Here is a 19218-nt window from a genome sequence, read left to right as displayed (position 1 = left end):
TTGCGGCTCAATTCTCCGGCAAGGTGAAGACCGCGCAAGGCTGGGCAATGCCGCGCAAGCTGTGCTCTCCGAGCGGCATCAGGGCCGTCGCCGTATTCGCTGCAACCGCGCCCGAGATCAGCACGCTTCGGCCGAGCGGTTTGCAGAGCCCTTCCAGCCGGCTGACGAGATTGACGGCGGGGCCGATGGCGGTAAAGTCCAGCCGGTCGGCTGCGCCGATATTGCCCCACAGGATCTCGCCGAAATGCAGCGCCGCGCCGAAGGGCAGCGGCGCCAGCCCCTGCGCCTGGCGTATCTGGTCGAGATGGGCCATGCCGGCACGGCTGGCAGCAACCGCCCTGAGGGCTGCCTCGCAGGCTTCCCGGTCTCCGTGGCTCACCCCTCCCGCATCGTCGGAAGCGCCCATGACCGGAAAGATCGCCAGCACGCCGTCGCCGATGAATTTCAGCACCTCGCCGCCGAAGGCGTGCACCGCGCCTGCGATGCGGTCGAACCATGCGTCGAGCGTCGCGATCATCGCGTGCGGCTCCGTCACCTCCGAAAGCGCGGTGAAATCGCGCAGATCTGCGCAGAGAAGAGCGGCACGTATGGTCTCGCCGGTGCCGCGGGCAAGCTCGCCGGCCTGCACCCGGGCGGCACTACGCCGGCCGAGATAGGCTTCGAGCAGGGCTGCCCGCGCCTCCCGCGCCACCAGCGCTGCGAGCGGTGCAGCGGCAAAACGCGCAACCTCGCGCAGCCGGTCGGCTTCGGCCGGAGCGAATGCGCCGCCCCCTGCCCCGTTGTCGATACCCGCCCAGCCGAGCATGGGACTATCCTGCGAAGGCCCTATTGGCTCCTCCCATACCGGCCCGAGCGCGGTCAGCCAGTCGCGCCCGGCCTCGCTCTGCGGAGCCGCGGCAAAGGCCAGCGCCTCGATGACAGCACCGGTCTCGGCCCGCCACAGCCAGGTGCGCCGCGCAATGATCGGATGCGGCACCGAAAGCGTCAGCGTGCCGCCGGAAAGCGGCAGTCCGTCGGCCAGCAGCCGGCGCCCGAGTTCGGCCAGAAACCGTTCGGGACCAGGCGAGGCTCCAGCCTCGTCAACCAGCCAGGCAAGGGGAGATGGCAGATCCATCGCTTAACATCGCACGCCCACGTGGACGTCCACAAGGACATCCCCGGGGTGATCGCGAGGACGTTTCCAGCGACTCAGCCTGTCGCCCGCAAAGGCCGTCCGCATCCCTGTCGAAAACCATTCACCGCGGTGGAAAACGAAAAATAAACACTTTAAACTTGCACGGCTTTGATTCCATTATAAGGTCGGTCGTCATCGTGTGATTGAGGGGTGCGATGGGTACGATTTTCTGGCCGAAAGATCCGCTGGATGGGAATGACATGACGCTGCTGACGTCGATCCTTCGTCGATGGTGCGAAAGATATCAGGTCGAGCTGACGGCAGAGGAGAGCAGCCGCAAGGCGAAGGAACTCGTCGAATGGTTCGAATTCGGCGTCAAGGATCCCGTCGAACTCGAGGAGCTGATCGACGACAAGTACTGGCTCGTCAGCAGGATCTGACCGTATCGGACAAATCGGGAGGACGCTGCCGTTCAGCGTCGGCGAACCTGTCTCATCAGAAAAGGCCGGGCGAAAATCGCTCCGGCCTTCGTCCATCTAAGCGAGACCCTTAGTCATCATCCCGCCAACGGCGGTCGCGATCCCAACGCCGCTCATGGCGCCAGCGCGGGCCATCCCAATGCCGGTGACGCCGTTCCCAGCCCCCTCGCGGCGGGCCACCGTAAAAAGCGACCGGCGGCGGGCGGCGCCAGTTTCGCCGGCATTCGCCCCAGCGCGTCAGATGCCAGCCGCGACCGCACGCGTAGTCGACCGTTGTGATATTGCTCTGGACATTGATTGTCCCCATCGGCATCGCCTGCGCTGTGCCGAACGAGAGGCTGCCAGCGAGCAAGGCAGCCGCGATAGAAAGTGCCTTCATCGAGAACTCCATTTCAATCCAGCCGTCCACAGCTTATGACCGCCAAATTGAACTGGAGATGAACTGCGCGTTCATGTTTGCGGGAGAAAAAGAAGCGCTTCCGCACGGCCGGTCTGAGCGCTCGCCGACCGCTGTTGTCGCAACGTCAAGCGCCTTCAGAGACGCCCCCGCCGCCCGCAAGAATTGTTCATGTCCTGCCGTAAAAAGGGTCGGGACCCGGATCACCCCCGGCAGCGACCTCGGTCAGCCGTCCGAGATAATGTGCCCAGCCCTCCGCATGGCCGGCGCATTGCTCGGCGCTCGGCAGGCCGCTATGGGTGAGCCGCAGCAGCGTTCCGCCTCCCTGCTCGATCAGATCGATCTCGACCAGGCTCGACCCCGGCGGCACCACCTCGCTGCCGTCCCAGCCGAAGCTGTAGGCAAGGCGATGAACCGGCACCACCTCACGAAACGAGCCGCGTGCAAAGCGGGCTCCGGTAACGTTGACGAGATAGAGCCCGCCGGGCTGCGGCTCGACCTGCGCCTCCGTTCCCATCCAGCGCAGGATCTTTTCCGGGTCGGTCATCAACGCGAACACCGCGGCCGGCGGCGCCGCGATATGCGCCTCGCGGCGGACGACGAAGGGGTCTTGCATCTCTCTCTCCCATAGTTGCCACGGCCCTGCCCGCCTCCGGTGGAGCGGCGCATCCTGTCCTGCCGTGCTATTCTGACGTGAATGTCCTCAATGGGAGCATGTAGGCGCAAGCCCATCCTCCGCAAGTGGCTTGCCCGTCGCGATCGACGAACAAGCGAAATCGCCGCGTCGGGAGCCCTGATCCAGCTCCCGCCGCGAATGCATTTCGACCTATTGCCAGCCCGTCACCTTCCCCCTATTGTTCGCGCCGTTCTCAGGGCGGGGTGAAAGTCCCTACCGGCGGTATGCAATTTTGATTGCGAGCCCGCGAGCGCCTTCTCAGGAAGGGTCAGCAGATCAGGTGAGATGCCTGAGCCGACGGTCATAGTCCGGATGAAAGAGAACGTGCGTTCCTGCCGCCCTTGCGGCTGTCGGGAACGTTCGTGATCGCCTTGGGTGATGTGTCTGTTCGCCAAAGGAGATTACCGTGACACCCACCCGCTATGCCTTCGTCAAAGCCAGCTGGCACGCCGAAATCGTCGACCGCGCCCTTGATGGCTTCCATCAGCTTATTCCGCCCGAGCAGGTCGACGTGTTCGATGTTCCCGGCGCATTCGAGATGCCGCTGCTGTCACGCGATCTTGCGGCAACCGGACGCTATGCCGCGGTCGTTGCCGCCGCCTTCGTCGTCGACGGCGGAATCTACCGCCACGAATTCGTCGCCCAGGCCGTCGTCGATGGACTGATGCGCGCCGGCATGGATACCGGTGTGCCGGTGCTGTCGGTTTCGCTGACGCCGCATCAGTATCAGGAAACCGAGCACCATAAGCAGATCTACCGCGCACATTTCGTCGAGAAAGGCCGCGAGGCAGCAAAGGCGGCTCTGACGATCGGCAAAACCCGCGCCGCTCTCGCTGCGTGAAAGCGGCTCGACGAGCAGAACAACAACAGCCGATGAAGACGGCGGGCCAATCCCGCCGTCGACCACTCAGATCGACATGACCTTGCCAACCCCCGCGGATCGGGAGCGGCGCGCCTAGCGTCGCCGCGGAATCCGCCAATACCGGTCAAATCAGACAGAATAATTGATTCGACGGCCTCACCGCGCCGTGGTCAACTTCGGTCGTCACGCGTCAGCAATTCTCAAGGCATCCAAAACCCCAAGGAGCTTAAGATGAGCAATGCACTGCGCAGCGAAACCCCCATGCAGACCCCGAAAACACATCCCGTCGACACCAAGCTCGAGGTCGTCGTCATCCCTGTTTCCGATGTCGACCGCGCCAAGCGCTTTTACGACGGCCTGGGTTGGCGGCTCGACGCCGACTTCGCCAATGATGCCGATTTTCGGGTGATCCAGTTTACGCCGCCGGGCTCCGGCTGCGCGATCATCTTCGGCAAGAACGTCACGGCCGCCGCCCCCGGTTCCGCCCAGGGGCTCTATCTTATCGTCTCCGACATCGAGGCCGCCCGCCGCGATCTCATCGCCCGCGGCGTCGAGGTCAGCGAAGTGTTCCATGACGCGGCCGGCGTCTATGCCGGCAAGGACGAACCCTATCTGTTCGGGCGGCTCCGCATTGCCGGCCGCGATCCCGATCACCGCAGCTACCGTTCTTTCGCCTCCTTCAAGGATCCCGATGGCAACGGCTGGCTGTTCCAGGAAGTCACCACGCGCCTGCCAGGACGCATCGACGCCGACGGGACGACATTCACGACCTCGACCGATCTCGCGTCAGCTATGCGCCGTGCGGCGACCGCGCACGGTGAACACGAGAAGCGAAACGGCGGCAAACACGACGAGAACTGGCCGGACTGGTACGCCGAATACATGGTCAGCGAACAGGCCGGCAAGCAGCTGCCCTTATAGGCAAGGGCGGCGGCATCACGCAGACGGTGACATTTGAGAAGCGTCTCGGCGGCAACGGCGCGGCGCTTCATCGCGCCTTCTTGGTGCACAGCGGTCACCATACCGTCGAGCCGGTCCCGCTGATCGTCGATCGTCGAATTGGGCGTGGCACTGGCCAGCTCGTTGCCGGCGTGGCGATCTGCGTCTCCTGAGTCAGGCCCGAACGCGGCCGCCTGACAGATCTTCGAGAAGCCAAACATTTGACATCGAACGCGGCGGGATCTCAGCCGCCATACCACATCCGCCGCAGCAGGTGATCGCCGCGGACAAACTGGTGATAGAGCGCGGCACCGGCATGGAAGACCAGCAGGCCGACAAGCAGGAAGGCGCCGAACCCATGCGGGCCACGCGGCGGATAGGCGGTGAAATCAGGCAGCGTGGCGCCGGCTGCCTCGAAGATGGCGGGAGCAGCGCCACTGAGGATCATCATCCCGATGCCGCTGGCGACCATGCCGAGAATGAAAATGTAGAAGGCGACGTGAACAAAGCCCGCAAGGCGCTCCTGCCAGCGAGGCGATGCCGGCACCGGCGCAGGCTTGCGATCGAAACGCCACCACCAGACAATGCGAAGAGCCGTTAGAAGCAGGACGACGATCGCCATCGGAATGTGGAAACGCAACAGCCCGGCCTTGGTCGCGGCGTCCATGGCGTTGGCGGCCCGGAACCCGGAGCCGAGCAGCGCCAGGATCAGAACCGCGCTCAGCCAGTGAATCGAGACCGCTATTGCGCCATAGCGATCAGGCCTGCTCTTCAACATCTCCATATCCTTCCAGTTTGCTGCGCAGCGCCTTCATGACGGCATGCGTGGTTTTGAGATCCTCGACCTGAAGCCCTTCCGAGAGCATGTCGACCCACGGGGCCTGCAGGCGCATGGCGGTTTCATATGCCTGCTTTCCCTTGTCCGTCAGCACGACGAGTTGTGCCCGTCGGTGGTGCGGGTTGGGTTGGAACACCAGAAGCCCCTCCTTCTCCAGATCGTTGACGATACGCTGAACGTTCTGGCGGTTGGCGCCCATGTCGCGCGCCAGCCATGCGACCGGCTGCGGCCGGCCTGCCGTGGCGACGGTGCCGAGGACATGCCAGCGGGCGCTGGTCAGGCCGAGCCCGTCGACGAGCTTGTCGCCCGCGTTGATCATCCGGTTGTTGAGCCGGAAGAGATCCAGAATGAGGTCGGTCAAAGCTGTTCCGGCCGGGGTCCGTTGAGATTCGTGCATTTGTCACCATATAGCTATATTGACATCATAGTGTCAAATTGATTATGTAGGCGTATTACCAGATTGACATCATGTAACCAAATCAGATGGAGTCGACCATGTCGCTCATGCGCCCGATGGACCCTGCCTTCCCGATCGATCGCCAAATCGCGATCGATGCCTCCGCGATCGTCCTCATCAACCTCTTCACGCTCGACAAGGCCGACGAGCAGGCCTTCCTTGATGCCTGGCAGGCCGATGCAGCCTTCATGAAACGGCAGCCTGGCTTCATCTCGACCCAGATGCATCGCGCCATCGGCGAAAGTCCTGCTTATCTCAATTATGCCGTCTGGGAATCGACCGCCGACTTCCGGGCGGCATTCTCGCATCCGGAGTTTCGGGCGAAGCTCTCGGACTATCCGTCCTCGGCGGTCGCCTCCCCGCATCTCTTCCAGAAGGTCGCCGTGCCAGGCATCTGTGTGGCGTAAGCAAAGCGGCGGTCGTGGAGCATGACGGAGGAGTGAAGGGCACGAGCCACGACGGCCAAGTCCTTGAGCGTCGGGCTGATCTCGACCTCCGGCTCGCCGGAAGCCGTCATTGCGATGCGGGAAACATCTGCGACGTTATCCAATCGGAAAATGCGAACATGGCCGCTGTTGGCGGCCTCGATTGCAGTCGGGTTAGCCAGTAGCTCCCCAACGATATGGTCGTAGGAAAAGGTTGCCTTATAGCCCCCGAGGATAGATGTCTGGAAAACATCGACGGCGGCGCCAGAGCGATCCCCAGTCCTTGCAGGGCCGCCTCCATCATGGCGAGGGAAGAGTCGAAGACGATACCTGCGTTTATCTGCGCCGCCGGAGGAACGTTCGCTGCCGCAAACCACGTGCTCCATTCGTCCGCCCTATAGCTCCGCAAAAGCGTCGCCTCGACCAGGTCTGCAGGCGACCTCAAACGCTCGGCCAATTTGGGCGTGCACAGAGGAGAGAGCGGAGCGTCGAACAGACGCAGCGCCTCTGTACCGTGCCAGGAACCGCTGCCGAAGCGAATGGCAAAGTCCAGTCCCTCGGCCGCCATATCGACGCGATTATTGTTTGTCGAAACGCGCGCATCGATGAACGGATGCTGCTGTTGAAAATCCGAAAGCCTTGGCAACAACCAGCCGACGGCAAACGTCCCGACCACACCCAGGAACAGCAATTCCCGAACCTGCCCGGCTTCAATCCGGTCCAGCGTGATCGCCATCTGATCGAAGGAATTGGTCAAGGTCGGCAAAAGAGCTTCGCCTTCTGCAGTAATTTTCAAGCCTCTTGGGAGACGCTGAAAAAGGGCAGCCCCCAATCGCTTCTCCAGGCTTTTGACCTGCTGACTTACAGCGGCCTGGGTAACGCAAAGCTCGATCGCGGCCCGGGTGAAGCTGAGATGTCTTGCCGATGCTTCGAAGGCCCTCAAGCCATTTAAAGGGAGGAATTGCCGAACCATCTTAGCCCTAGATTTTCTTGGATCTCCTCCGAGATATCATCGTTTGCTGCCGCAAAACAGTGCCATTAAATGCCGTCCTCATGCGCCTTTGCGCTGATGAAGCTGCTTTTAGAGGATGAAGAAATGACGCGTGATTGGATAGGAATTCTATCGGCCGCATTGGTCTCGACATGCATTTCCACAAGTGGCTTTGCGGCTGACGAGCTGAAACTAAAAGCCATCTCGGACGCCGCGATAAAACCAATCATGGATAAATACGGCATTCCGGGCATTGCCGTTGCCATCACCGCTGACGGACAGAACCACATCTTCAACTACGGCGTCGAGTCGAAGGACACTGACAGGCCCGTCACCCCGGCGACCATGTTCGAACTGGGATCGATCAGCAAAACCTTTACAGTCACCCTCACCTCCTACGCGGACGTGACCGGCCGACTTTCGCTGTCGGACAAGGCAAGCAAATATCTTCCGTCGATGAAAGGAAAGCCGTTCGGCGATGTCGTGCTGATGGATTTGGGCACCCATACGGCTGGTGGATTTCCGCTGCAATTTCCCGACGAAGTCAAAACCGAAAAGCAGCTGATGGAATATCTCGCAACCTGGAAACCATCATTTGCCGCCGGAACGCGCCGAACATACGCCAATCCAAGCATCGGCGCGCTCGGATATATAACGGCAAAAAGCATGGGCAAAGACTTCGCAGCTCTTATGGAAGACCAATTGTTTCCCTCCCTTGGATTGAAAAGCACGTTTATTGATGTGCCGAAATCGCGGATGGTCGACTATGCCCAAGGCTACAAGCGAAGCGGTGAGCCGGCTCGGATGACACCTGCCATTCTTTCGTCCGAGGCCTACGGAGTGAAATCCACCGCAAGCGACATGATCCGGTTCATCGACGCGAACATGGGTTTGGTCGAGCTGGACGAGAAGCTGCAGCAGGCGATCACGAATACGCACAAGGGATATTTCGATGTCGGCGCGATGACCCAAGACCTTATTTGGGAACAGTATTCCTATCCCGCGACATTGACGACGTTGATGGACAACAATTCCAGCGCGATGCTCAAGACCATTCCCGTCAAGCAACTGATGCCCGCAATGAAACCGCGTGACGATGTCTGGATCAATAAAACCGGTTCCACGAATGGTTTCGGCGCATATGTCGCGTTCATCCCGAATGAGCGAGTTGGTATCGTCATTCTGGCCAACAAAAACTATCCCAACGAGGACCGCGTCTCTGCCGCCTACCAGATACTGACTGATATAACTTCGGCGCGCTGACCCGGTAGAGCATGATGCCGAAAAGTGCGCGGTTTTCGGACGACATCATGCTCTAACTATCTAATTCAGGACGGGATTGAGATTTTAGGCCGACCCGGCCTAAAATCATCCTGTTCTGACATCAACGGTCGAAGATGTCCCGCCATTGCTTCTCACCGATCAGGCAGTCGGCACCCGTCTCGGCGCCGGCTGTTTTCTGCATCGTCGCCGGTGGGGAAATGCCGCTGATCTCCAGCACCAGCTTGCGGCGCACGGCAACGGCGAAATCCTCGATCTTGCGCACCGGCAGCACGAAGGCGCCGGGACCGCCAATCACGCAATCCGCATAATATTTATCGAGCCCGTTGGGCGCATCGGATGGCCGCAGCATGATGGCGAGGCCATTGATGATCATGCCGGCTTCCACCGCCTTGTCGCGGGCGGGAGTGACGGGATTGCCGGAATTGTTCGGCCCATCGCCGGAGACATCGATCACCTGCCGCCTGGATTGAAAGGGACTGGAAACGATCATGCTGGCGCCTTGGGCGATCGCGGTGGAGATCGATGTGCGCCGCTGCGTGGCAATCGGCCGGGCCTCGAGTTTATCGGCAAAAGCAATCGCATCCTCTTCCGTCTCGATCACCTGCCAGTCGATGACGGAATCCTGGACGACATAGCCTGCCCATTCGAAATAGCTGATGGCGATGCGGCCGGTCAGCCCGCCCTTGACCGCGTCGATGAATTCCCTGTGCTTGAGCGCTTCGACATAACCCTCGCGCTGGATGCCGATCTCCTCGAAGTCCATCGACCGCGAGGTATCGACGGCAAGCACGAGGGTCACATCGACCTCGCTTCCCCCCGCCTGCGCGATGGGGACGAGGCCGGAAAGACCCATAAGCACCGCAAGTGTCGTCAGCATTGGCAATCCAATCCCTGCGCCATCCAAGCCAGCGAACTCTAACACAGCTTGGCCGAGGGAGGACGCTCGCCCAGGCGCACGGCTTCAATTTTCGGTGATGGAATCGGAAGCCTTCAATGCAAGGGAAGCCACAAGGGGGTCTTCCATGCTTTCAGCGCCTCGAGAAAGACCTGCAATCGGGAGGGCAGGAAGCGGCGCGTGGGATAGACGGCGTGCACGAAAATTTCCTCGGACGACCAGTCCGGCAGCAGACGGACGAGTTCGCCTCTTCTGATCTGCTCGTCGCAATATGTCGAAGGCAGCAGGCCAATGCCGTGTCCGCGATAGGTGAAGGCGCTCACCGCGTCGAAATCCCGGCTCGATACCGACCCCGACACATGCAGGCGAACCGATTTGCGACGGCTCACGAGATGCCATTCCGCCTCGCCGTTGCGGCCGTTCAAGAGCACGCACTGATGGTCCTTCAGCTCTTCCGGCTTTGAGGGAAGCACCCTGCCCTTCAGATAGTCCGGCGCGGCAACCAGATAACGCACGCTCTTTCCGAGCCGCTGCGCCACGATGGAGGAATCCTTAAGTTCGCCGAAGCGGATGGCGAGATCGACATTCTCAGCGATCAGATCGAGAAACAGGTTGGTGACGAAGAGATCGATCTGGATATCGGGATAGGTCTTCAGGAAGGATGAGATGAATTCGTAGAACACCTCCTGCCCGAAGATGACAGGCACGGAGATCTTCAGCAGACCTTCCGGTTTTCTCTGTGTCTCGGTGAGCGCCTGCTCGGCGTCGAGGAGATGGGCGAGCGGTTCGCTGCACCTGTCGTAATAGGCCCGGCCCTGCGCGGTCAGGCTCAGCTTGCGGGTCGTCCGCTGCATAAGCGTCACGCCGAGCTGCTCCTCCAGCGACGTCACCTTCCGGCTGACGGTCGATACCGGCATGCCGAGGGAATGGGCAGCGCGGCTGAAGCTGCCATACTGCGCCACCTTTACGAAAACGGCGATGTCGTTAAGATCGGCCATGCACTGATTTTTGCATGGATGCAAAAGAGAATCCAGATATTTCCATCTAATCGCGTAATGGAGTTTTCGCCATATTCACCTTGCGAAAATAACCACAACCGGATGGAGGCGCATTCGCAGCAGCCCCATCTCGAGCGACCCCGCCTTTGCAGCCGCAAGGCCCGCGTTGCCCGAACCAGATTATGGAGATCAGCATGACTACGAGAAAAACAGCCATCGTGACGGGCGCCTCCCAGGGTATCGGAGCCGGCCTCGTCAACGCCTTCATCCAGCGCGGCTACAATGTCGTCGCCACCTCGCGCCAGGTCAGCGCCTCGGAGGCTTTCCACGCCTCGGACAGGCTGGCGCTCGTCGATGGCGACATCGGCGATGCCGAAACCGCAGCGCGGGTGGCAAGGACTGCAATCGACCGCTTCGGCTCGATCGACGCGCTCGTCAACAATGCCGGCATTTTTCTAGCCAAGCCGTTCGTCGAGTTCACGATGGCCGACTTCGAGAAATTGTCCTCGACCAATCTCGAAGGTTTCATCCACCTAACGCAACAGGTCGTCAGGCAGATGCTCGCGCAGAAAACGGGCGGCAGCGTCGTCAGCATCACCACCCCATTGACCGATCATCCGATCGCCGGCTTCTCCGCCTCAGTATCGATGATGACAAAGGGCGGCATCAACGCCATCTCCAAGAACCTGGCGATGGAATATGCGAACGAGAAAATTCGCTTCAATATCGTCGCTCCCGGTGTGGTGGATACGCCATTGCATAAGGACAATCCGAAGGACTTCCTGAGGACGCTGTCGCCGATGGCAGGCATTTCCAACGTCGAGGAGATCGCCGATGCCGTCGTCTTCCTCACCGAAGCTCCGCGCATAACAGGGGAGGTGCTGCACGTCGACGGCGGCGCACATCTGGGCAAATGGTAGACCATACGAAAGCTGAGGCAGCCGGCGCGGAACGGCGGCTGCAGGAACTCGGCATCACGCTTCCCCCGCCGCCGACGCCCTTCGGGGCCTATGTCGAGGCGGTCAGAACCGGCAAGCTGGTCTTCTTCAGCGGTATGCTGCCGGTCGTCGACCGCAAGCCCCGCTATATCGGCCGCGTCGGCGGCGCGCTGACGGCCGAAGACGGCAGGAAGGCCGCCGAAACGGCAACGCTGAGCGCGCTCGCGGCCGCCAGGGATTATCTGGGCTCATTGGACAGCGTCGTCAGGGTCGTCAAGCTCGGCGTCTACATCGCCACCGAAGGCGATTTCCGCGACCATCCGAAGGTCGCGGACGGAGCATCCGAAATGCTGCTTGCGGTCTTCGGTGAGGAAAAGCTTTCTGGCCGCGTCGTGCTCGGCGTCGCTAGCCTGCCTTTAGGTGTGCCGATCGAACTTGAACTTGTCCTCGAAGTCGAGGGTTAAAACGACGGGCGCACCTCGGCGCGCCCGCACCCCTCAGACCTATGCCATCCTCTTCGTTCTTGCACTCGGCAGCGACGAACGCCTTGAGCGGCAAGCGAAGGCAAATGAAGGTGTTAACAACCCCGTCAGACCGCCACCAACAGCAGCACATAGGCGATCACACTCACCATCAACCCGCGGAATGCGAAGGTGACGCAGCGGTATTTGCTGCGGGCGATGGCGGAGAGGATGTTGGCGTTTTCGAGATATTGGTCGAAGAGATAACGTTCGTCGCGCCGCAGTGCCGCCTCGAAGAACAGGTCGCGGTGGTTCAGCCAGGCGCCCCAGAACAGCGAGGTTGATGTGTCGAGACGGCGCGGCAGCACGACGAGGATTGCCGACAGGATGGAAAAGACCGAAGCGGCGGCAAGCAGGCCCGAAAACAACATGCTCCCAGGTGCCCCGCTCGCGTAGCGCGCCGGGCTGAAGACTGCCCTCACCTCGGCGGAACTCACCAGGAAGGCCAGCATGAAAGTAAAGATATAGGCAGCCTTCTGATCGGAAATCTTTATCTGATCGTAGAATATGTCGTTGATTTTCTTGATATGGTCGAAATACCCGGCGCCGATATCACCTGTCGACGGTTCGCTTGGCATAAGTTCAGTTGCACTTTCGAATTCGCTCACGTGAATACTCCACCACTAAAGTGTATTCCTGATAGTACACTTTGGAACGAAAGCAAGAACACGTGTGCAACGCGCTTGACTTTTCCACTCTACACGGACAAAGGGGAAGTGGGGTATGGGGTCGAGGACATGCGGAGTTATTCCAGTAACATCTGTCGCGCCGGCATGGCGCTGGCGCTTGCTTTGCCCGGTTTCGCGCCGTCGGCAATGGCCGACCCGGTGCAGCGTGCAACACCGGTCGCCGGTTCCGTCATCGCCCGCAAGACCGGCGAGGAAGTCCGCTTCATCGACGTGTCGAACTGGCGCGTCGTCGACATCAATCAGGATCTCCTGACCGGCGACGTGTTGCGCACCAACGCCAACGGCCAGCTCGCCATCGTCTTTTCCGATCACACCCAGGTTCGCCTTGGCCGCAATTCCTCGCTGCAGGTCAAGAAGATGGCTGCGAGCGGCGACACGACGCTGGAGCTGCAATCGGGAACGATCTGGGCGCGCGCCGAGCGCGGCGGCCGGGGCCTGACGGTGGAAACGCCTGCGGCCGCAGCCGCCATCCGCGGCACCGACTGGACCATGACGGTCGAGGGCAACAAGACTTCGATGATTGTGCTCGAAGGCCGCGTGGCGCTCAGCAACCCGCAGGGCAGCGTCGAGGTGAACGAGGGCGAAGGGGCTGTGGCGACCATTGGCCAGGCGCCGAGCAAGATCATCAGCGTCAATCCTGACGACCGCGAACAGATGCTCTTCTATCTGGACCTGCGCGACGGCTTCGACCTGATGCCGACTTCGCCGCTACGGGCCGACCGCATGGCGACCGAACGCCATCGCCTGCTGGCCCTGCCGCCGGAGCGCCGCACGACCGAAGACTGGCTGGAACTTGCCGAAGTGCAGAGCGCCTTCGATGGACGCCAGGCTGCAACCGCAACGCTGAAGAATATCCGCGGCCGCAAACTGACGGCAGCCCAGCAGGCGCGCGTCAATTTGATCGACGCCACCATCGCCGGCTCGGAAAAGCGTTATGGCGATGCCGCCAAGCTCTTCCAGAAGGCCCTGCCGCATCTCGACCCGACACGCCGCAACATGGCCCAATATGGCGGCTATTTCGCCCGTTCGCTGGCCGACCCCGCCCATGCCGAACAGCCGCCGGCCAACACCACCGGCCCCTATGGCGCGATCATGGAGGCCTATACGACAGGCTTTCTAAAAAACCCGCGCGCAGCGCTCGAGATCATCAAGAAAGCGGAGCAGCGCTATCCCGATGATCCGACCCTGCCGGCGGTCCGCGCCCAGTTGGCGGAGCTCACCGACGACCGTGAGCAGATGAAGGAAGCGATAGAACGCTCGCTGTCGCTCGACCCTGATCATCCGATGGCGCTCTCCGCCCGTGCAGGCTACAAGGCAAGTTATGAAAGCGATATCAACGGCGCGCTCGCGGACCTGAACCGCGCCATCGCGCTTGCCCCCGGCGCATCAGGCACGCTGAATTCTCTCGGCCTGCTGCAAAGCTCGCGCGATGCCAATGGCGAAGCGGAAAAGGCCTTCAAGAAGGCGATCGAGCTCGATCCGCAGGACCCGCTGCTGCACGCCAACCTTGCGATCCTCTATCTCGATCAGGCGCGCATGAAGGAAGCCAAGCGCGAAATCGACACCGCGATCGCGCTTGATCCGTCCTTCGATCATGCCCTGCTTGCCCGCGGACGCTACTACCTGCAGTCCGGCGAGCGCGACAAGGCGCTGCAAGATCTGCTTGCCGCCAGCACCGCCAATCCCGCGCATTCGCAGTCGCAGTTCATGCTCGCAGCCGCCCATTACGAAAAAGGCGACCGGCTTCCCTCCGAACAGGCGCTCGACAACGCCAACCGCCTCGACGATGACGATCCGGTCATCTCGTCCTTCCGCACCGCTATCGATATCGACGACTATGATGCAGATGGCGCGATCCGCAACGCGCAGGAATTCCTGCGCCGCTCGCGCGCCCGCGGCGGCGATTACAGCGGCCTCGGCGCCAATGCGAGCGCCGGTTCGACTCTGAACGACGCCTTCCGCCTGCAAGGATTGGATGCCTGGGGCCGCTATTACGGCGATGCCGTCTTCGATCCTTTCAACGGCACCGGTTATATCGATCAGTCGATCAAGGGCAGCATCTTTCCTTTCGTCAACGCGACCAGCTTCAGCGACGACAATATCATCCAAAACCGCGGCAACGCGTCGAGCTACTCATCCTTCATCCAGGGCCTGTTGCTTTCGCCGCACATGCTTTCCGGCCGCTCGCGCTCGGTAACGCTGTTCGATGTGCCCTTCATCGAAGGCTCGCTCGGCGGCGGCATCAACAGCGTCGACGGCCATACGAGGCGCATCGGCGAAGCCGATATCCAAGGCTATTCGAACGAGACCATTCCGATCAGCTTCTATGGCAACCTGACCTGGGAAGAGCTGGCGCTCGACCGCGACTATCGGGATTTCGGCGGTGTCCAGACGGATAACAAGCTGCTGAGTGCCAACGGTTATCTGACGGCAACGGTCACGCCAGATGATCGCGTGGTAGCCTTCGTCAACCACGGGAAGAATGACGGAACTCTAAACGCGTTATCGTCAAACACCGGGTTCATGGAACTCCTGTTCCGTGTGCCTATCCCGCTGCCTCTCTACACAACAGAGGAGACTGTACGAGAAAGCACATATGCCGGCATCGGCTGGAGCCACACGTTTGCCTATGAAAACGTGTTGAATGGAGCGCTGCTTTATTCAGGAAGCAAATCGAATACGAACAGCGCGCTTGATGTCGACCTGGACCCAGTGTTTATCGGCAGAGGGGTTCCCTTCATCATACCCTTTACCAACGTCACTCAGGAGACCGAATCCCAAACCTACATCGGCGCTTTGAGCCATTCCATAGGTACCGGACCGTTGACATTTCGCTACGGCATCGAAGGCGGCTGGATGGATGCCAGCAGCACCGTCGATGCGACGCTCCTAGGCTTGACAGCTCCTACCGATCGCACCGAGAACACCATCGATATCGGCCGCGGCTATATCGATGTGCTGCATGAGATCACGCCGGACCTCAAGGGCGAATACGCCTTGTTCGCCACGCGCCTGGAGGGCGACGGCATCGATATCAGCCGGCTGGAGCCGCGCTTCGGCCTCGCCTGGGCGCCGGTTCAAAACCACTGGCTGCGTGCTGCCTTCATGCGTCAAAGCTTTGATATTGGGATTCCGACCCTTGCCCCCATCGGCGTCCTCGGGCTGCAAACCAACCAGTTTTCCACCAATCCGCGAGGTTACACGGATACGGTCGCCCTGCAGTGGGATGCCGAATGGACCGATCGATTCTTCACCTCGGTCGAGTATCAGCACCAGGAACTGCATGATTTCTCGATCGATTTTCCGATGATCTCGCTTCCGTCGGATACGAGCCTGCCGATCTCGCGCGGCAGCATCGATCGCGCTGCCGTCACAGCAAACGTCGCGCTCGGCCGTGGTTTCGGCCTTTCGGCTACCTACGCCTATATGGATTCGGAAAACCGGGATCCGCTTGAGCCGATCTACGGTGGCCCTCTTCCCTTCATACCGCAGAACTCGGGCCAGATTGCGCTGACTTGGGTCAACGAAGCCAAGGTCAAGGCAACGGTTGCCGCCAACTATATCGGCGAGCGCGACGGCGATCGGTTTGGCACCAAGCTCGACGACTACTGGAGCCTCGACGCCCATCTGGTCTGGGAGCCGTTCGACAAGCGCATCGAGCTGGAGGCGGCCGCCTATAACCTGCTCGACGAGGACTTCGAGATCACCCCTGGTGTGCCCGGCTGGGGCCGCGCCTTCAAGGGCACGCTCAAAGTCCGCTTCTGATGCGGGTGCGGGACAAGCCTCTGCAGGCCAGGCAGATCAGGAGCCGCCATCTCAGGCTCCTGGTCCTGTCGCTGACGACGCTGATCGCCATCTCGCTGCTGTCGCGCCTGCCCGCCTGGTCACTGCTGGAGCTCAGAAGCTTCGACTATCTCTCGACCGTCGACGATCCCCGTCCGTCACCCGGCGGACCCGTCATCGTCGCGATCGACGAACCCTCGCTTGCCGATATCAACGCGCAGTGGCCCTGGCCGCGCAGCCTGCATGCCCAGCTCGTCACCCAGCTCCGCGCCGCCGGCGCCCGCGTCATTGGCCTCGACATCATCCTGGCCGAACCGTCGACCCCGGAGAACGACAACGCGATCACCGGCGCTGTCGGCCCGGATGTCATCCTTGCCGGCGACGAGACGTTGATCGAGACGCCGCAGGCCTCGCAACTGATCCGTGCGACACCGCTGCCGCAGCTGACCGAGGCAGGTGCCGTGACTGGCATCGCCTCCGTCGAACTCAGCGGCGACGGCACCTTCCGGCGCATTCCGGGCTATGAGGACGGCTTTGCCGCCATGCTGGCCAAGGTCGCCGGCGTGGCCCCCGAGACTTTGCCCGCCGGCCGGCTCATCCAGTCCTTCGGCCCGGCCCGCAGCTATCCCACCGTCTCCTACTACCAGGCGCTCGACCCGAAGAACCTGCTGCCGCCGGATTATTTCAAGGACCGTGTCGTGCTGGTCGGCCTCAGCCTGCAGAATGCGCCAGCGATCGACAAGGGTGGCGTCGATGCCTTTGCGACGCCCTACACCGTTCATACCGGCAAGCTCGTCTCCGGCGTCGAGATCCAGGCGACGATCTACGATAATATCCGCAGCGGCCTGTCGATCGCGGAAGCCCGGCTGCCGACGGTCGCTGCCTGCATCCTGATATCGGTGCTGCTGGCAGCCACCACCGTCTGGCGCTCGACGGGATGGCTGACGATCGTGACCAGCGCGGCGGCCCTCCTTGCCTTCGCCGCCGTCAGTGCCGCCGGTATGCGGCTAGCCCATATCTTCGTCTCGCCGCTTGGCCCGACGGTCGCCTATATCTCTGTCGTCTTCGGCCAGGCCGCCTTCGATTTTGCCGAGGAGCGCCGCAACAAGCGCCAAATCACCCGCGCCTTTGCCCAATATATCTCGCCCGATCTCGTCAAGCGCCTGTCGAGCGATCCCTCGCAACTGAAGCTCGGCGGCGAGCGGCGCACCCTCTCGGTGCTTTTCTCAGACGTACGCGGCTTCACCACCATTGCCGAGACGCTGAAGGACGACCCAGAGCAGCTGACCGGCCTGATCAACCGCTTGCTGACGCCGCTTTCCGACGTGGTGATGGACCATGGCGGGACGATCGACAAATATATGGGCGATTGCATCATGGCCTTCTGGAACGCGCCGCTCGACGATCCCGATCATGCCCTGCACGCCGTCAAAGCCTCTCTTGCCATGCAGGCGGCGATATCGAGCCTCAACCGCGAGCTGGCGCGAGAGGCGGCGATGCGCGGCGGCAGGCCGCATGTGTTGAAGATGGGCGTCGGCATCAACACCGGCGAATGCATCGTCGGCAATATGGGCTCGACCCGCCGCTTCGACTATTCCTGCCTCGGCGACAGCGTCAACCTCGCCTCGCGCCTCGAAGGCGCCTCGAAGAATTATGGCGTGGCGCTGCTGCTCGGCGAGGAGACAGCAAGGCTGGTCGCCGGCACCTATATCGTCGTCGAGCTCGACCGCATCATCGTCAAGGGCCGCACCGTGCCCTCGCCTGTCTATACCGTCGTGCATGATGCCGAGGCCAAAGCCCTTGCCGCCCATCGGGCCTTCCTCGAGGCGAAATACGCCGGCACGCTTGCGCCATCCGATCCCGCCTTCGACAGGCTGGCCGCCGATATCCCAGGGCTTTCCGGCTATTACGCGATCATGCGGGATGCGTTGGCCGGATCCGGTGAGGAATGACCATCACTTTCGGGGGGCGAATGCCACCGGCAGCTCTCCGTCCTAATGGCGGCAAATCAGCTCGCCAAGGTCAGGCCGCCGTAACGACTGACTTCATTTTCGATTTCGGCGACCAGCGTATCGAGCGCAGGATTTCGCGCCTTACGGGCCCGACGCACCACATAGGCCAGGGCGGGAGGCGTGGGCAGCCGGTTGGTGATGATATCCATCGCGGGGCGCAGGTGGCGCCCGTTCAGAAGCGCCACACCCAGGGCTGAGGTGACTGCCGAGACGATTCCCGCGGCGCTGGCGCACTCAAACACCGTCTCGAGAAGCGTGTTGTCATCCTGGCCGATATCGAGGGCCCATTGGCGATAGAAGCATTCGTTGTCGAAAGACAGGAATGGAATCGGACCACTCGATGGCAGAGCCAGGTCGGAATGTTTCACCCAGTAGAGCTGCTCCCGGAAAAGCACGATATCGGTCGGACGAACCTCATGGGCAAAGATCTGCACGATCGCAGCGTCGAGCTCTCCTTGCTCCAGCATCGCCCGTAGAACCAAACTCATCCTGACCTTGGTCCGCACGGCGACATCAGGATGGAGGCGGCGAAACCGGCCCAATATGCGGGCGAGATCGGTACACGTCGTGTCCTCGGTCAGCCCGAGGGCGATGCGTCCTGCGAGCGGCGTTTTCGTCAGGCTGAGAAGCGCTTCGTCATGAAGACCGAGAATGCGTTCGGCGTAAACCAGCAAATCCTCGCCGGCGGCTGTGAACACAGGCGCTCCCGGTTTGCGGCTGAGAAGATCACAATCGAGGCTGACTTCAAGCCGCTTGATCTTGTGGCTGACGGCCGATTGCGACAGACCCAGCGCCTCGGCAGCGCGAGTGATGCCGCCATGACGGCGAACGGACCACAGGACCCGCAGCGCGTCTATTTCCAATCGTCGGCTGTTGAGTTCGGTCAAGGCAGGCACTCTCCGCTGATTATGTTGCACAGC

General features: G+C 61.4%; 20 protein-coding genes and 1 riboswitch. Of the genes, 10 read left to right on the top strand and 10 right to left on the bottom strand.

The features are described 5' to 3' along the window. Positions 1-7 precede the first annotated feature (7 nt). A complete protein-coding gene (locus FFM53_RS22185; RefSeq protein ID WP_138387249.1) occupies positions 8-1114 on the bottom strand; it encodes an adenylate/guanylate cyclase domain-containing protein in 1107 nt (368 codons plus the stop codon). Between the two features lie 215 nt (positions 1115-1329). Between FFM53_RS22185 and FFM53_RS22180 the strand changes: the two genes are divergently transcribed. Further along, positions 1330-1554, top strand: a complete 225-nt coding sequence (locus FFM53_RS22180; protein ID WP_003541104.1) for a hypothetical protein — start codon at positions 1330-1332, stop codon at positions 1552-1554. 109 nt (positions 1555-1663) lie between these two features. Here the strand turns inward: FFM53_RS22180 and FFM53_RS22175 are convergent, their stop codons facing one another. Together FFM53_RS22175 and FFM53_RS22170 are read right to left on the bottom strand one after the other, a co-directional pair. Beyond that, entirely contained in the window at positions 1664-1972 is a 309-nt protein-coding gene (locus FFM53_RS22175) for a GCG_CRPN prefix-to-repeats domain-containing protein (protein ID WP_138330638.1), read from the bottom strand. A 187-nt stretch (positions 1973-2159) separates the two neighbouring features. Next, a complete protein-coding gene (locus FFM53_RS22170) occupies positions 2160-2606 on the bottom strand; it encodes an SRPBCC family protein (RefSeq protein ID WP_138387248.1) in 447 nt (148 codons plus the stop codon). Between the two features lie 245 nt (positions 2607-2851). Next, positions 2852-2994, top strand: a riboswitch (FMN riboswitch). A gap of 78 nt (positions 2995-3072) precedes the next feature. Here FFM53_RS22170 and FFM53_RS22165 point away from each other — a divergent pair. From FFM53_RS22165 to FFM53_RS22155, 3 genes are all read left to right on the top strand, one after another. After that, on the top strand, positions 3073-3507 hold the full coding sequence (locus tag FFM53_RS22165) for a 6,7-dimethyl-8-ribityllumazine synthase (RefSeq protein WP_138387247.1): 435 nt from the start codon (positions 3073-3075) through the stop codon (positions 3505-3507). A gap of 252 nt (positions 3508-3759) precedes the next feature. Next, the gene (locus tag FFM53_RS22160; protein WP_138387246.1) at positions 3760-4449 is read left to right on the top strand and encodes a VOC family protein; all 690 of its coding nucleotides are present in this window, start codon (positions 3760-3762) and stop codon (positions 4447-4449) included. Positions 4450-4475: 26 nt separating this feature from the next. Next, on the top strand, positions 4476-4640 hold the full coding sequence (locus tag FFM53_RS22155) for a hypothetical protein (RefSeq protein ID WP_173883624.1): 165 nt from the start codon (positions 4476-4478) through the stop codon (positions 4638-4640). 71 nt (positions 4641-4711) lie between these two features. Here FFM53_RS22155 and FFM53_RS22150 read toward each other — a convergent pair whose 3' ends face one another. After that, on the bottom strand, positions 4712-5245 hold the full coding sequence (locus tag FFM53_RS22150) for a cytochrome b (protein WP_138330635.1): 534 nt from the start codon (positions 5243-5245) through the stop codon (positions 4712-4714). Next, positions 5226-5702, bottom strand: a complete 477-nt coding sequence (locus FFM53_RS22145; protein WP_138387245.1) for a MarR family winged helix-turn-helix transcriptional regulator — start codon at positions 5700-5702, stop codon at positions 5226-5228. The genes FFM53_RS22150 and FFM53_RS22145 overlap by 20 nt, the downstream gene beginning before the upstream one ends. Positions 5703-5800: 98 nt before the next feature. Here FFM53_RS22145 and FFM53_RS22140 point away from each other — a divergent pair, with 98 nt between their 5' ends. Continuing rightward, positions 5801-6169: an antibiotic biosynthesis monooxygenase family protein gene (locus tag FFM53_RS22140; RefSeq protein ID WP_171376910.1), complete on the top strand. Its 369-nt coding sequence runs from the start codon at positions 5801-5803 to the stop codon at positions 6167-6169. A 106-nt stretch (positions 6170-6275) separates the two neighbouring features. Here FFM53_RS22140 and FFM53_RS22135 read toward each other — a convergent pair whose 3' ends face one another. Beyond that, positions 6276-7160: a LysR family transcriptional regulator gene (locus tag FFM53_RS22135; protein ID WP_138387244.1), complete on the bottom strand. Its 885-nt coding sequence runs from the start codon at positions 7158-7160 to the stop codon at positions 6276-6278. A gap of 123 nt (positions 7161-7283) precedes the next feature. Between FFM53_RS22135 and ampC the strand changes: the two genes are divergently transcribed. Continuing rightward, positions 7284-8441 carry a class C beta-lactamase gene (gene ampC / locus FFM53_RS22130; protein WP_138330631.1) on the top strand — a complete coding sequence of 386 codons (1158 nt, stop codon included), beginning with the start codon at positions 7284-7286 and terminating at the stop codon, positions 8439-8441. A 121-nt stretch (positions 8442-8562) separates the two neighbouring features. Here the strand turns inward: ampC and FFM53_RS22125 are convergent, their stop codons facing one another. Both FFM53_RS22125 and FFM53_RS22120 read right to left on the bottom strand, forming a co-directional pair. Then, positions 8563-9339, bottom strand: coding sequence for a DUF1194 domain-containing protein (locus tag FFM53_RS22125; protein WP_138330630.1), 777 nt, complete (start codon positions 9337-9339; stop codon positions 8563-8565). A gap of 113 nt (positions 9340-9452) precedes the next feature. Continuing rightward, on the bottom strand, positions 9453-10355 hold the full coding sequence (locus tag FFM53_RS22120) for a LysR family transcriptional regulator (protein ID WP_138387243.1): 903 nt from the start codon (positions 10353-10355) through the stop codon (positions 9453-9455). Between the two features lie 194 nt (positions 10356-10549). Between FFM53_RS22120 and FFM53_RS22115 the strand changes: the two genes are divergently transcribed. Further along, entirely contained in the window at positions 10550-11275 is a 726-nt protein-coding gene (locus tag FFM53_RS22115; RefSeq protein ID WP_138387242.1) for an SDR family NAD(P)-dependent oxidoreductase, read from the top strand. Beyond that, a complete protein-coding gene (locus FFM53_RS22110) occupies positions 11269-11757 on the top strand; it encodes a RidA family protein (RefSeq protein WP_138387241.1) in 489 nt (162 codons plus the stop codon). Before FFM53_RS22115 ends, FFM53_RS22110 begins: the two co-directional genes overlap by 7 nt. A gap of 125 nt (positions 11758-11882) precedes the next feature. Here the strand turns inward: FFM53_RS22110 and FFM53_RS22105 are convergent, their stop codons facing one another. Further along, the gene (locus FFM53_RS22105; RefSeq protein ID WP_138387240.1) at positions 11883-12422 is read right to left on the bottom strand and encodes a Pycsar system effector family protein; all 540 of its coding nucleotides are present in this window, start codon (positions 12420-12422) and stop codon (positions 11883-11885) included. A gap of 129 nt (positions 12423-12551) precedes the next feature. On the opposite strand from FFM53_RS22105, the gene FFM53_RS22100 reads away from it, so the two are divergent. Both FFM53_RS22100 and FFM53_RS22095 read left to right on the top strand, forming a co-directional pair. Further along, complete coding sequence (locus tag FFM53_RS22100; RefSeq protein ID WP_138387239.1) at positions 12552-16268, top strand: FecR domain-containing protein; 3717 nt, start codon at positions 12552-12554, stop codon at positions 16266-16268. Next, the gene (locus FFM53_RS22095) at positions 16268-18238 is read left to right on the top strand and encodes a CHASE2 domain-containing protein (protein WP_138387238.1); all 1971 of its coding nucleotides are present in this window, start codon (positions 16268-16270) and stop codon (positions 18236-18238) included. The genes FFM53_RS22100 and FFM53_RS22095 overlap by 1 nt, the downstream gene beginning before the upstream one ends. 56 nt (positions 18239-18294) lie before the next feature. On the opposite strand, the gene FFM53_RS22090 is transcribed toward FFM53_RS22095, so the two are convergent. Further along, a complete protein-coding gene (locus FFM53_RS22090; RefSeq protein ID WP_138387237.1) occupies positions 18295-19185 on the bottom strand; it encodes a LysR family transcriptional regulator in 891 nt (296 codons plus the stop codon). Positions 19186-19218: the final 33 nt, after the last annotated feature.

This window comes from Rhizobium indicum, assembly GCF_005862305.2.
GTDB classification, from domain to species: Bacteria; Pseudomonadota; Alphaproteobacteria; order Rhizobiales; family Rhizobiaceae; genus Rhizobium; species Rhizobium indicum.
The sequence above is the reverse complement of the archived record's forward strand: the minus strand, read 5'-3'. Positions and strand labels throughout refer to the sequence as shown.

Coding starts and splice junctions, on each gene's coding strand:
- FFM53_RS22095 (WP_138387238.1), top strand. CDS start 16,268: ATGCGGGTGCGGGACAAGCCTCTGCAGGCCAGGCAGATCAGGAGCCGC.
- FFM53_RS22120 (WP_138387243.1), bottom strand. CDS start 10,355: ATGGCCGATCTTAACGACATCGCCGTTTTCGTAAAGGTGGCGCAGTAT.
- FFM53_RS22145 (WP_138387245.1), bottom strand. CDS start 5,702: ATGCACGAATCTCAACGGACCCCGGCCGGAACAGCTTTGACCGACCTC.
- FFM53_RS22170 (WP_138387248.1), bottom strand. CDS start 2,606: ATGCAAGACCCCTTCGTCGTCCGCCGCGAGGCGCATATCGCGGCGCCG.
- FFM53_RS22115 (WP_138387242.1), top strand. CDS start 10,550: ATGACTACGAGAAAAACAGCCATCGTGACGGGCGCCTCCCAGGGTATC.
- FFM53_RS22125 (WP_138330630.1), bottom strand. CDS start 9,339: ATGCTGACGACACTTGCGGTGCTTATGGGTCTTTCCGGCCTCGTCCCC.
- FFM53_RS22100 (WP_138387239.1), top strand. CDS start 12,552: ATGCGGAGTTATTCCAGTAACATCTGTCGCGCCGGCATGGCGCTGGCG.
- FFM53_RS22140 (WP_171376910.1), top strand. CDS start 5,801: ATGTCGCTCATGCGCCCGATGGACCCTGCCTTCCCGATCGATCGCCAA.
- FFM53_RS22150 (WP_138330635.1), bottom strand. CDS start 5,245: ATGTTGAAGAGCAGGCCTGATCGCTATGGCGCAATAGCGGTCTCGATT.
- ampC (WP_138330631.1), top strand. CDS start 7,284: ATGACGCGTGATTGGATAGGAATTCTATCGGCCGCATTGGTCTCGACA.
- FFM53_RS22160 (WP_138387246.1), top strand. CDS start 3,760: ATGAGCAATGCACTGCGCAGCGAAACCCCCATGCAGACCCCGAAAACA.
- FFM53_RS22135 (WP_138387244.1), bottom strand. CDS start 7,160: ATGGTTCGGCAATTCCTCCCTTTAAATGGCTTGAGGGCCTTCGAAGCA.
- FFM53_RS22175 (WP_138330638.1), bottom strand. CDS start 1,972: ATGAAGGCACTTTCTATCGCGGCTGCCTTGCTCGCTGGCAGCCTCTCG.
- FFM53_RS22110 (WP_138387241.1), top strand. CDS start 11,269: ATGGTAGACCATACGAAAGCTGAGGCAGCCGGCGCGGAACGGCGGCTG.
- FFM53_RS22180 (WP_003541104.1), top strand. CDS start 1,330: ATGGGTACGATTTTCTGGCCGAAAGATCCGCTGGATGGGAATGACATG.
- FFM53_RS22185 (WP_138387249.1), bottom strand. CDS start 1,114: ATGGATCTGCCATCTCCCCTTGCCTGGCTGGTTGACGAGGCTGGAGCC.